The 11970-nt window shown below is 59.4% G+C and carries 13 protein-coding genes; 4 read left to right on the forward strand and 9 right to left on the reverse strand.

Features of this window, described 5'->3' with window-relative positions:
• Positions 1-61: 61 nt before the first annotated feature.
• The 3 genes from PSH66_RS14005 to PSH66_RS14015 all read right to left on the reverse strand — a co-directional run bounded on the left by PSH66_RS14005 (position 62) and on the right by PSH66_RS14015 (position 2587).
• Entirely contained in the window at positions 62-271 is a 210-nt protein-coding gene (locus PSH66_RS14005; protein ID WP_003173616.1) for a hypothetical protein, read from the reverse strand.
• Between the two features lie 232 nt (positions 272-503).
• The gene (locus PSH66_RS14010; protein ID WP_305429407.1) at positions 504-2261 is read right to left on the reverse strand and encodes a phosphoethanolamine transferase CptA; all 1758 of its coding nucleotides are present in this window, start codon (positions 2259-2261) and stop codon (positions 504-506) included.
• A 161-nt stretch (positions 2262-2422) separates the two neighbouring features.
• A complete protein-coding gene (locus PSH66_RS14015) occupies positions 2423-2587 on the reverse strand; it encodes a DUF6026 family protein (RefSeq protein WP_198140477.1) in 165 nt (54 codons plus the stop codon).
• Between the two features lie 285 nt (positions 2588-2872).
• Here PSH66_RS14015 and gnd point away from each other — a divergent pair, with 285 nt between their 5' ends.
• Genes gnd through PSH66_RS14030 form a run of 3 tightly spaced genes read left to right on the forward strand, consistent with a single transcriptional unit; the run spans position 2873 to position 6197 of the window.
• Positions 2873-3856, forward strand: a complete 984-nt coding sequence (gene gnd / locus PSH66_RS14020) for a phosphogluconate dehydrogenase (NAD(+)-dependent, decarboxylating) (RefSeq protein ID WP_003173619.1) — start codon at positions 2873-2875, stop codon at positions 3854-3856.
• Positions 3853-5376 (forward strand): glucose-6-phosphate dehydrogenase, encoded by a 1524-nt coding sequence (gene zwf / locus PSH66_RS14025; RefSeq protein WP_003173620.1) that lies wholly within the window; start codon positions 3853-3855, stop codon positions 5374-5376. The genes gnd and zwf overlap by 4 nt, the downstream gene beginning before the upstream one ends.
• A complete protein-coding gene (locus tag PSH66_RS14030) occupies positions 5373-6197 on the forward strand; it encodes an HAD family hydrolase (RefSeq protein WP_141065047.1) in 825 nt (274 codons plus the stop codon). Before zwf ends, PSH66_RS14030 begins: the two co-directional genes overlap by 4 nt.
• Before the next feature lie 82 nt (positions 6198-6279).
• Here the strand turns inward: PSH66_RS14030 and PSH66_RS14035 are convergent, their stop codons facing one another.
• Entirely contained in the window at positions 6280-6540 is a 261-nt protein-coding gene (locus PSH66_RS14035; RefSeq protein WP_305429408.1) for a hypothetical protein, read from the reverse strand.
• Positions 6541-6659: 119 nt separating this feature from the next.
• Positions 6660-6884 (reverse strand): hypothetical protein, encoded by a 225-nt coding sequence (locus tag PSH66_RS14040; protein ID WP_042944593.1) that lies wholly within the window; start codon positions 6882-6884, stop codon positions 6660-6662.
• Between PSH66_RS14040 and PSH66_RS14045 the strand changes: the two genes are divergently transcribed.
• Positions 6883-8202, forward strand: a complete 1320-nt coding sequence (locus tag PSH66_RS14045; RefSeq protein ID WP_003173624.1) for a sigma-54 dependent transcriptional regulator — start codon at positions 6883-6885, stop codon at positions 8200-8202. The two genes, PSH66_RS14040 and PSH66_RS14045, sit on opposite strands and share 2 nt — an antisense overlap.
• 78 nt (positions 8203-8280) lie before the next feature.
• Here the strand turns inward: PSH66_RS14045 and PSH66_RS14050 are convergent, their stop codons facing one another.
• The 4 genes from PSH66_RS14050 to PSH66_RS14065 all read right to left on the reverse strand — a co-directional run bounded on the left by PSH66_RS14050 (position 8281) and on the right by PSH66_RS14065 (position 11921).
• Positions 8281-9585 (reverse strand): hypothetical protein, encoded by a 1305-nt coding sequence (locus tag PSH66_RS14050; protein WP_003173625.1) that lies wholly within the window; start codon positions 9583-9585, stop codon positions 8281-8283.
• 49 nt (positions 9586-9634) lie between these two features.
• Positions 9635-10378 carry a hypothetical protein gene (locus tag PSH66_RS14055; protein ID WP_078732962.1) on the reverse strand — a complete coding sequence of 248 codons (744 nt, stop codon included), beginning with the start codon at positions 10376-10378 and terminating at the stop codon, positions 9635-9637.
• 40 nt (positions 10379-10418) lie between these two features.
• On the reverse strand, positions 10419-11099 hold the full coding sequence (locus PSH66_RS14060; protein ID WP_305429410.1) for a C39 family peptidase: 681 nt from the start codon (positions 11097-11099) through the stop codon (positions 10419-10421).
• A gap of 75 nt (positions 11100-11174) precedes the next feature.
• Positions 11175-11921 carry a hypothetical protein gene (locus PSH66_RS14065; protein ID WP_003173628.1) on the reverse strand — a complete coding sequence of 249 codons (747 nt, stop codon included), beginning with the start codon at positions 11919-11921 and terminating at the stop codon, positions 11175-11177.
• Between the last annotated feature and the right edge of the window lie 49 nt (positions 11922-11970).

Genomic DNA, 11970 nt, shown 5'->3' on the forward strand with positions numbered 1-11970 from the left:
CCAAAGGAGCGGAATGGCGTGAGGGTGTTGCGGATTAAACAAGTATTAACTCAGCGTTAAATTAACTCTTGGGTTGTTGCTGATCGGCCGTTTCGGTTTTCGGGTTCTTGCCGTCGGCCAACGCGGTCTGTTGTTCCGAGCCGTGGATTTGTTGTTGCGAGAAGGCGAAGTCATTGTAGAACTGCTTGGAACGCTCCGAGCCGCCTTCTGCAAACGCGGCGGCGGAGGTCAGGGTCATCAGGCTGGCAAGCATTAAAGTCGAGAGTTTCATCGAGGTTTCTCATTAAGTGTGATCGTCGTCCGTTCGGTCCTTGAGCAGATTTGTGGGCCATAGTGGCGCGATCTTATTAAGTGGGAATTAACCCGAGAAACTTCCAACGTTAACAATTTCGTTAACGTTGGACTCTTCGCTTTTATAACTTCCAGTGGGAGAGAGGGGACAGAACCCGGGACGCTTTAATACACGCTGAGGTTCAAACCCAGGACACCTTGTCGTCGTTGTGTTACTGGGCTGGTTTTTCCTGGAGCACCACATCTGCCGGGCTGGCCTTCTTCGGCTTGATCAGGCTGAAGTCAATCAAGGCTTTCTGCTGGCGCAAATAAGGGTTGCCGATCAGCAGCGGTCGCGCCTGAAAGCTATCGCTGACCAGGCTTTTGCTGCGGTCCAGCTCGTTGAAACTCAGCCCGGCCAGATCGGCCCAGGTGTGGATCAACTGCGAGCTACTGTAGGGTCGTTGCAGGTCACCGGCAAAACTCCAGTCGTGGTTTTCGCGCCATTTCGGCGAGGCATAGGCCATGAACGGGATCGTGTACATCGGCGCCGTCGGTTTGCCTTCGTTACGCCCCAGGGTGGCGTGGCCGGCCGAGTCGTAGACGTCTTCGCCGTGGTCCGAGAGGTACAGCAGGAAACCGTTGGGGTCGGTCTTGGCGTAGTCCTTGATCAGGCTGGACACCACGAAATCGTTGTACAGCACGGCATTGTCGTAGCTGTTATAGGTGGGCAGTTGATCATCGCTGACGCCGTCGGGCACGCCCTGGCGGTCGGTAAATTTGTCAAAGCTCGGTGGGTAGCGGTACTGGTAACTCATGTGCGTGCCGAGCAGGTGCACCACGATGAACTTGCGTTCGGCCGGGTCGGCCAGGGCCTTGGAGAACGGCGCCAGCACGTCGCCGTCGTATTGACGGGCGTTCTGGTTGCGGTTGTTGTTCAGGTACACCTGCTCGTCGGCCTGTTCGGAAAAAGTCGTGAGCATGGTGTTGCGCTTGGTCATGGTCTGCTGGTTGGTGATCCAGTAGGTCTTGTACCCGGCTTGCTTCATCACGCTGACAATCGACGGCGTCTTGAGGTACAGGTCGGGGTTCTCCTCGTCGGCGAACGTCAGCACCTGTTGCAATGCTTCGATGGTGTAGGGGCGGGGCGTGATGACGTTATCGAATACCGCCAATTGGTCGCGCAGCTTATCCAGTTCAGGCGTGGTGTTGCGCGGGTAACCGTAGAGGCTCATGCGTTGGCGGTTGGTGGACTCGCCGATCACCAGCACCAGGGTCGAAGGCTGGCCGGCCGTGGTGTCCTTGAGGTTGGTCAAGGGTGGGATCTGGCTGGCGCTGTCGAGCATGCCTTGCATGTTGTCCAGTTGTTCAGTGTAGCGGTGGTAGGCGACGATCATCTGCCACGGCACGGCTGGCTCGATGCGCGATTCGAAGCGGTCAATTGCGTCGTCCAGGGTGTCGCTGCGGGCGATCTGCTTGACCAGCGGGTAGCCGACGATCGCCACCACGATCACGGTCGCGGCCACGAGTGCCTGTCCGCGCGGCAGGTACACCGGGCGCACGCGGGTCCACAGGAAAATCGCTACGGCGGTGTGGGCGATGAACGCCAGCACGATCCACCAGGCGAAGTACTGGGTGGCATATTCGCCGGCCTCGGAGATGTTCGACTCGAACATGATGAAGATGACGCTTTGGGAAAATTCCTGCTGGTAGATAAAGAAATAACCCAGGCTGGCCATGGAACAGGCCCACAACACCACGCCGATCAAGGCGGACAGCAGGCGCGTACGGCGTGGGAATATCAGCAGGGGGGCGAGCCACAGTGCGCTCATGAAGAAGGCTTGGCGAAAACCGCTGAAGCCGGACGTGCCGCTGAGTTGGATCAGCAGTTGGGTAATACCCGAGAAGTACCAGAAAAACACGAATAGCCAGCCAAGACCGGCCCAATCAAAGCCTTTCGCAGACTTAGTGCTGCGTTCGAACATCGCCATCCAGCGCTCCAACCCGATAATTTTTCAGTCGACGCGCAGGGCTGCACGCAACAGAGGCCACCCTTGCATGGGATGGCCCTTGGGGGCGGGAGTATCGAGAATGGCGTGTGAAAACTTTGTGAGATTTTTGTAGCCTTTATCTTACAAAGCGATGACCGGGCTCAGCAGAGCGCAGGCTGGGCGCCAGCGGGCTGATCGAGTTGGGCTTGAATGATATGGGCACGCAGGCGCATGACCTCCTGCTGCAGTTGATCGCGTTCGTCTTTCAACTGGCGCAACTCATCGCGACGGATAGAGACGTAGAGGGTCTGTGGAGGACGGGTCATCTGTGCTGTATTCATTGCTTGCCTCGCAAATAGGCGGTGTGTCGCGGTGTGCCAGAACGCTTGAGTCGAGGTTCTCGGCAGCAGTCAGGGCGATTCTGAATTCTTTTTCACGGCAATGGAACTTTTTTATTTTTGGTGGTCGTGTGACTTTCGGCGCAGTGATGGTGAAACGATGGCAACTTTTTTGTCATGAAACTACAAGGTTCTGCCCCTGACTAACCCTCATTAGCCTCATTGCGCTATAAACTACGTCACACATTTTTTAGCAGTTAGGAGCATCAGCACATGCAACTGGGGATTATCGGACTAGGCCGCATGGGCGGGAATATTGCACGGCGCCTGATGCTCAATGGGCATACCACCGTTGTTTACGACCGTAACGAAGCATTTGTCAAAAACCTCAGCGAGGAGGGCGCCACCGGTGTTGCAGACTTGAAGGCGCTCGTTGCCGGACTGCAACAGCCACGTGCCGTGTGGGTCATGCTGCCCGCTGGCGACCCGACCGAAAACACCATTAATGAGTTGAGTGAACTGCTGGAAGACGGTGATGTGATCATCGACGGCGGTAACACCAACTACAAGGACGATGTGCGGCGCGGCAAGGCACTGGCCGAGAAGGGCCTGCACTATGTTGATGTCGGTACCTCCGGCGGCGTCTGGGGCCTGGAACGTGGCTATTGCATGATGATCGGTGGCGACACCGAAACCGTACAGCGCCTTGACCCGATCTTCAAAAGCCTGGCCCCGGGCCTGGGCAGCATTCCGCGCACCAAGGACCGTTCCGCCAGCGCCGACCCGCGTGCCGAGCAGGGCTACATCCACGCAGGCCCCGCGGGTGCCGGGCATTTCGTCAAGATGATCCACAACGGCATCGAGTACGGGATGATGCAGGCGTTTGCCGAAGGGTTTGACATCCTCAAGACCAAGAACTCGGAAAACCTGCCTGAAGATCAGCGCTTCGACTTGAACGTCGCCGACATTGCCGAAGTATGGCGCCGTGGCAGCGTGGTCTCGTCCTGGCTGTTGGACCTCACCGCCGATGCGCTGGCCACCGATCCGAAACTCGACGGTTACTCCGGTTCCGTGGCCGACAGTGGCGAAGGCCGCTGGACCATCGAGGCCGCCATGGAACAGGCGGTGCCGGTGCCGGTGCTGTCCACGTCGTTGTTCGCCCGTTTCCGCTCGCGCCAGCAGAGCACCTACGGTGACAAAATGCTGTCTGCCATGCGCTTCGGCTTTGGCGGACATGTGGAGACTTCCAAAAAATGACCGCCAACGGCAAGAAAACCCAGGCCGAACCGGCTCCACCCACCACACTGTTTCTGTTTGGCGCCCATGGTGACCTGGTCAAGCGCCTGCTGATGCCGGCGCTGTACAACCTCAGCCGCGACGGGCTGCTGGGTGACGGCCTGCGCATTGTCGGCGTGGATCACAACGCCATCAGCGATGCCGACTTCGCCAAGAAGCTCGAGGATTTCATCCGCACCGAGGCGGCGAGCAAAGTCAGGGGCAGTGCGGACAACGCGCTGGACCCGGCATTGTGGGCACAGCTGGCCAAGGGCATCAGCTATGTCGAGGGCGACTTTCTCGACGACAGCACCTACGCCGACATCGGCAAGAAGATCGCCGACAGCGGCACCGGTAACGCGGTGTTCTACCTCGCCACCGCGCCGCGCTTCTTCAGTGATGTGGTGCAGCGCCTGGGCAGTGCCGGTCTATTGACGGAAACCGACGACGCTTTCCGCCGTGTGGTGATCGAAAAGCCGTTCGGTTCCGACCTGGCCACCGCCGAAGCGTTGAACGCCTGCCTGCTCAAGGTGATGAGCGAGAAGCAGATCTATCGCATCGACCATTACCTGGGCAAGGAAACGGTGCAGAACATCCTCATCAGCCGTTTCTCCAACGTGCTGTTCGAGGCGTTCTGGAACAACCACTACATCGACCATGTGCAGATCACCGCCGCCGAAACCGTCGGCGTGGAAACCCGGGGCAATTTCTTCGAAAAAACCGGCACTCTGCGCGACATGGTGCCCAACCACCTGTTCCAGTTGCTTGCCATGGTGGCCATGGAGCCGCCGGCGGCATTCGGTGCCGATGCAGTGCGTGGCGAAAAGGCCAAGGTGATCGGCGCGGTACGCCCCTGGTCCTTGGAAGATGCGCGGGCCAACTCGGTACGTGGCCAGTACACCGCCGGCGAAATCGGGGGCAAGCCGATGCCGGGCTATCGCCAAGAAGCCAACGTTGCGCCCGACAGCAGCACCGAGACGTTCGTCGCCCTCAAGGTGATGATCGACAACTGGCGCTGGGTCGGCGTGCCGTTTTACCTGCGCACCGGCAAGCGCATGAGCGTGCGCGACACCGAAATCGTGATTTGCTTCAAACCGGCGCCTTACGCACAGTTTCGCGACACCGAGGTGGACGAACTCAAGCCCACCTACCTGAAGATCCAGATCCAGCCCAATGAAGGCATGTGGTTCGACCTGCTGGCGAAAAAGCCCGGGCCGACCCTGGACATGGCCAACATCCAGTTGGGGTTTGCCTACAAGGACTTTTTCGAAATGCAGCCATCGACCGGGTACGAAACCCTGATCTACGACTGCATGACCGGCGACCAGACCTTGTTCCAGCGTGCCGACAACATCGAGAATGGCTGGCGTGCGGTGCAGCCATTCCTTGACGCGTGGAAGGAAGACGATGGCATTCAGACCTATAAGGCCGGTGAAGATGGCCCGGCGGCGGCCGATGCGTTGCTTGCCCGTGATGGCCGCACCTGGCACAGCCTCGGATGAGTGATGCCACGATCCATCCCATCCGTTTTATCTTGAGTGACGTTGACGGCACCTTGCTGCATCCCGATCACAGCTTCAGCCAGCGTACGGTGGACGCAGTTCGCGCTCTGCGCGAGGCCGGGGTGTTTTTCAGCCTGGCCAGCGGGCGCCCGCCCAAGGCGATGTTGCATTTGATCGAGACATTCGGCATCGACGTGCCGGTGGCGGGTTTCAACGGCGGCACGCTGATCAACCCCGATGGCAGCATCCTGGTTGCCCATCACCTGCCGGCGGAGGCGGCGCTGATAACCCTGGCGCTGTTTTCGGCCGAGCCGGACGTGGAGGTGTGGGTATTCGCCGACGGCGACTGGCTGCGGCGCGATCCGCCTGGCCCGATGGTTCAGCGCGAAGCCGACGGCCTGGGGTATGGGCCGGTGGTGGTGGAGAGTTTCGAGCCTTACCTGGACCGGGTCGACAAGATCGTCGCCGCCAGCAACAACACGCAATTGCTGGTAGAGCTGGAAGCGCAATTGCAGCCCAAGGTGCAGGGGCTGGCCCAGGTGTCGCGTTCGCAACCGGTTTATCTGGATGTGACCGCGATGCTGGCCAATAAAGGCGAGGCCCTGAAAACCCTGGCAGCGCACCTCGGCGTGCCGCTGGAGCAGACGGCTGCCATGGGCGATGGTGGCAATGACCCGGCGATGTTTCACGTGGCCGGCTTATCGATTGCCATGGGCCAGGCCGAAGAAACCGTCAAGCGCCAGGCCAATGTGGTCACCGGCAGCAATGTCGAGGATGGCGCGGCCGAAGCGCTCGAGCGGTTTATTCTCGCGGCGCGATAAGTACCTGAACCGATAAGCGCCTTAACGTTATACGGCTTAACGTGCGATGACTGTTGTGCAGTCATCGCAAGTTGGCATCAACTTACTTCGGCATAGCCCAGGACTGTAAACGGTAGCCATCTTTGTCGAGTTCGGCGCGGGCCTGCAACAGCAGGTTTTCCAACTGCGCCGGGTCGGTATAAGTGTTCGATGACAGTTGTTTACTGCCGATACGGTTATTGGTCCGGTCGATGACGCTCAGGCTGAGGGCGCCGTTGCCATCGTGCCAGGCCACGCACTGAAAGGGTCGGAAAGCACGGTCTGCGATCAAAAGAGCTTCGTTGATGCGGAGCGGGGCGTTCATGTGGGTCTCTCTCTAAATGCCCATTCAAGTGAGTACCGGCGGTTGGGCTGACCGTGCGGTGGGTTACTTGTACTGATGCACGATGGCCGGGTACGGGTCACATGTTAGAACACATATTTTTAACTTTCCCTGACTGACATCATGTAAGTGGCTGTTTTGAAAGCGCGATGAACATTGGCGCGATGCATCACTTCCGTGCCGCAAACCCGCAAAAGTGGCTTTTTGCCCGCACTTATAGCAAAACGGTACAAGGCGAGCGTCAAGATCTTGCTAGTGTTAGCGCCAGGCGTAACAAACCGTTGTTTCTTAATAACTTTAAAATTCTGGCGCCAAGGAATGATCATGCTTGCTACACCTGCGCGTCGCTTGCTTGTGGTCGACCCCTGTGACGATTGCCATGGGTTATTGCCTGGTTTGCGCACCGCCGGGTGGGAGGTAGACAGCTGTGCATTGGAAGCGGTGGGTGAACGTTCCTGTGATATCGGCCTGCTGCGCCTGCAGCCCTATCACCTGGAACGACCCGAAGCCGTCAAGGAACTGATTGGCCGCAGCGGCACCGAGTGGATCGCCGTGCTCAGTCAAGACGTCCTGCGCTTGCAGAATGTCGGTGACTTCGTCTGCGAATGGTTTTTCGACTTCCACACCTTGCCGTTTGACGTTGCCCGCGTGCAGGTCACCCTGGGGCGCGCCTTCGGCATGGCGCGCCTGCGCGGCAAGGGCCATACCCCGGTGGACGAAGGCCATGAACTGCTGGGCGACAGTCGACCGATCCGTGAGCTGCGCAAGTTGCTGTCCAAGCTGGCGCCTACGGAGTCACCGGTATTGATCCGGGGCGACAGCGGCACCGGCAAGGAACTGGTCGCCAAGACCTTGCATCGTCAGTCACAGCGTCATGCAAAACCGTTTGTCGCGATCAACTGCGGGGCGATCCCTGAACATCTGATCCAGTCCGAATTGTTCGGCCATGAAAAGGGTGCATTTACCGGCGCCCACCAGCGCAAGGTCGGGCGTATCGAAGCCGCCCATGGCGGTACCCTGTTCCTCGATGAAATTGGCGATCTGCCGATGGAGTTGCAGGCCAATCTGCTGCGTTTTCTCCAGGAAAAGCACATTGAACGGGTCGGTGGCACCCAGCCCATCCCGGTGGATGTGCGCGTGCTGGCGGCCACTCACGTCGACCTCGAAGCCGCGGTCGCCAAGGGGCGCTTTCGCGAAGATTTGTACTACCGGCTCAATGTGCTGCAAGTCGTCACGGCGCCGTTGCGCGAGCGGCATGGCGACGTGGTCATGCTGGCCAACCATTTTTCGCGGTTCTACAGTCAGGAAACCGGTCGTCGCCCCCGCAGTTTCAGTGAAAACGCGTTGGTCGCCATGGGGCAGCACCCGTGGCCTGGCAATGTGCGCGAGCTGGCCAACCGCGTACGCCGGGGCCTGGTGCTTGCCGAAGGGCGCCAGATCGAAGCCGTTGATCTGGGATTGGTGACCGAACAGGCAGGTTCGCCGCCCATGGCGACATTGGAAGACTACAAGCACCGCGCCGAACGCCAGGCGTTGTGCGATGTGCTCAACCGGCACAGCGACAACCTGAGTGTCGCGGCCCGTGTGCTGGGCATTTCCCGGCCGACGTTCTACCGGTTGCTGCACAAACACCAGATCCGCTAGGGCGGGTAAACCGAAAAGCCCCGCAACGACCCTTATCGTTGCGGGGCTTTTGCGTTGTGGTAATCGCCTGCGATTCGGTCAGAAGTAGTACGGGAATTTCAGGCTGAACGTAAAGTCCGGCGCATCGTCGGTCATGCCGATCGCCAGGTTCGGCACGATGGTGAGGTTGTCCGAGGCCGCAATGGTCATCCCCACGTTGAAGTAACCGGCGTTGGCATCGCTGGAGACCACCGATTGCCAGTCCCCGCCGTCAGGCTTGAGCCGGCTCTTGCGTTGCACCAGGTCGGACACCGAGAACGACATGCTCATTTTTTCGTTGAGGGCGAAGGCCACCCCGACGCCGAACTGGAAGCTGTCGCCCAGGCTGACCTTGCCGCCGACCTTCTGGTTGACGTCGCTGCTGATGTCGCTGAACGAGTCTTCGAAGTTGTGGGTATAGGACAACGAACCGAACAGCACTGCCGGGTCGAAGGTCTTGACCAGCGAGATGCCGGGTGTGATCGACCAGACCCCGTTGCCTGTCGGCAGGCTTTCCGGCACGAACAGGTTGTCGTTGGTGGGCGAGCCGATCAGCTTGATACCAAAAGGCTCTTTGCCGGTTGGCGCCTTGACCCGCACCGACACCACGGCATCCGGAAGGGATGGGGTTTCGTCGAGGAACTTGTACGCCACGCCGAAGTTGACGTCGCCGATGGTCGGGTCGCGAGTCACCGACTGTTCCGACGTTGCGGCGCTGCTGTTGCCGGCGCCGGCCGACTGGTAGGTGGATTCGCGATAGACCACGGGCACGTTCACGTCGAACTGCCAGCGGTTATCGAGGTTGTAGCGGCCGGTGAGGTCGAGGGTCCAGTTGTCGGACTTGATCCGGTCCAGGTTGATGTTGCCGAGGAAGATCGAGTCCAGTGCCAGGAAGCCGTTGAGGGTCAGCTGGCGAGCATCGTAGCGTGCATAAGTCACGCCGGTTTCAAAGCTGAATCTGCCGTTGCCGAAAAAGCCGCTGGCTTCGTTATAGAGGTTGCTCACGCTTTGCGCGGGGGCCGAGTCATCCTTGAGCGACTGGCCGTAGGAACTGCCGCCACCGCCCGCGCCACCGGATGCAGCCGCCGCGCCCGTACCGGCGACGGTGGTGCCGCTGGCTTTTTGAAAGTCTGCCGGGGATTTGGCCAGGCGCTTGGGCGCCGGTGTCGCCGGTTGGTCCTCGACCTGGCGCACCCGTTGTTCCAGCACCGCCAGGGCTTTTTGCTGTACTTCGTAGCGCTGCTTGAGTTCCAGGAGTTCCTGTTTGAGTGTTTCGATATCGGTATCTGGCGCGGCATACAGAACGGATGCAGGCAAGAGCGTACTTAAACAGACCACCGCGCGAAGCGATAACGATCGATGCATGAAATAAGCCGTCCTTTTCTAATGCGTAAGTGTCGAGGCTCAGCGTAGTTCAATAACCGAGGGTGCGTAGGGCTTTGAGTTGATCGAGGTTGCAGTTCAATGCGCCGTTGTTCAAACCGTTATTGTTCATTACCACGTTGAGCTGGGTCATGTTGTTGACGAAGTTGGTGTTGCCGGTCAGCACCGTGCCTTGCAGCACGTTGCCGCCACCGATCTGTTGCAGGCTGTTGCCCTGGTTGTGGTTGGCCTGGATCGCCATCTGCAAGCCGCCGTTATTGGCCGACACGCTGACACGGCCGGCCGCGCTGTCGCCGGTCACTGTGCCGCCGGCCACCAGCACTTGCCCCGATTGCACCAGGTTGGCGGGGGCCAGGCCGTTCTCGACGGTGATCCCCACGTTGTTGTAGGCAGTGTTGCCGTCACCGGCGGCACGCACGCTTTGTGTCACGCCCTGGCCACTGCCCAGGCCAGCGCCGCCGGTAACGTTGCCGGTGCCGGTGTTCGGGTTCGTCCCATTGCCGGTCGAGCCAGTGGTTTGCACATAGAATTGCGGCGTGATGGTCGACGCGTCGACCTGCATGCTGGCCTTGCCGGTGAGAGTGTCACCCACGGCATTGGTCCAGGTACTGCTCATCACAATACCGAAGCTGATGATCCGCCCCGGCATCACATAACGGCCGCGCAGGTCGGCCATTTCCGCATCCTTGAGTTCGATCGGTTTGAATGCCGATGAAGCGTAAGCGGGCATCGAGGCTGCCAGACACATGACCGTCAGCCAACGGGAAGTGTTCATCTTCTGCTCCTGGAGCGTCCTGCCCCTTATTGCGCTTCTTTTAGAAGAAGTCGCTCTGGATGAAACCGAAATCCATCAGCTCGGCATCGCCTACGGGCCGGAACTCATTCAACTGGTTCTTGGCGGTCAGCGGCGTGGGTGGGTCGAGCAAGACATTGGCCTTGTCGTAACCTTCACCGAGTACGGCGAAGACGATGCCATTCCAGCCCTTGACGAAGTCGTCGTGGGAATAGCGCTTGTGGCCCAGCACGGGGTCGCCGATATAGACCCAGTCCTTGTCGGCGCGCTGTAGCACCACGAAGTGCTTGTAGCCACGAATTTCCAGGAGTACCACCACGGGGATTTTCACGGTCACCAGGGTGTCTGGCGCGATTTTGTAGCCCCGGGCGCGCATGCCGATGCTTTCGAGGTAGCGCTTCATGTCCAGCATGGAAAAACCCTGGGTACGCACCAGGTCCTGGTCGGCGGTGACCAGCATGCCTTTGATGATGTGATCTTCGTCGACGTCCAGCCAGTAGGCTTGGCGCAGGATGGTGGCGAGTGCCGCGGCACCGCAGCTGAAATCGGTTTTCTGTTCCACCAGGTTGGCGAACCGGCGTTCACGAATACTCTCGACCTTCTTGAAAATCACCGCACCGCCAGGCATGGCGGAGATCGCCATGGTGCCTGCCCACGCGGGGCCGGTGAGCAACAACAGGAGGGTGAGGGTTGCGAGGCGCATGATCGTATGACCTGCTGGACACTGATTTAAAAAAAAGGGAATAAAAAAGGGCCTTGTTGCCAAGGCCCCGTTGGATCAGAAGCGCACGCCGCTGGCGCAGACGGTGCAACCTTGACCGATCGCCAGGCTGTTGCTGCCTTGGTTGCCCGAGCCGGACTGCAGGTTCACACCCACGTTGCCGGAGTTGCGGTTGACCGAGTTGTCGAGGCTGGCGTTGTTGGACACGTACTGAGCGTTGCCGCCATGGCCATAACCGTGGCTGCTGGCTGCAGTGCTGAGGTAGCTGTTGCCCAGGGAGTTTTGTTCGGTGTTGGCGGCCGCAGCGATGTTTTTGCCGTCTGCGGTCACGATCGCCAGGTTGTTTTTACCCTGGTTGCCTTGACCGGCCTGGCCGTTATAACCCACGTTGCCGGAGTTACCGTTAACCGAGTTATCCAGCGAAGCGTTGTTTTGCGTGCCTTTGTTGCTGAAGCTGCTCAGCACGCTGTTTTGATTCACATCGACCACACCGAATACGGTGGCGGCATCGCCTTTGGCGCTGGAGATGGCGGCAGAGTTGTCAGCCTGGTTGCCACTGCCGGCTTGAACGTTGACCCCAACGTTACCGTTGTTGCTGTTCACCGAGCCATCGGCCGAGGCGTTGTTTTCGGTTTTGGTGTCGTCGAACTTGTTGACCGCGCTGTTTTGTACATCCGTCACCACGGCCGCGATGGTGCCGGTAGGTTGAGGCGCAGGGTGCCAGCCACCACCCGCTTGAGCTGCGGCAGCCATGAGTGCGGCGAGCGCGAAAACCATTGGTTTCAGGGCCATTTGAGGTTTCATGGTGTTTCTCCTTGCTTCTAATTAGTTGGTTAAGTGTTGGTACGGTCCA

This window comes from Pseudomonas sp. FP597 (assembly GCF_030687435.1).
In the GTDB taxonomy this organism is placed as follows: domain Bacteria; phylum Pseudomonadota; class Gammaproteobacteria; order Pseudomonadales; family Pseudomonadaceae; genus Aquipseudomonas; species Aquipseudomonas lactucae.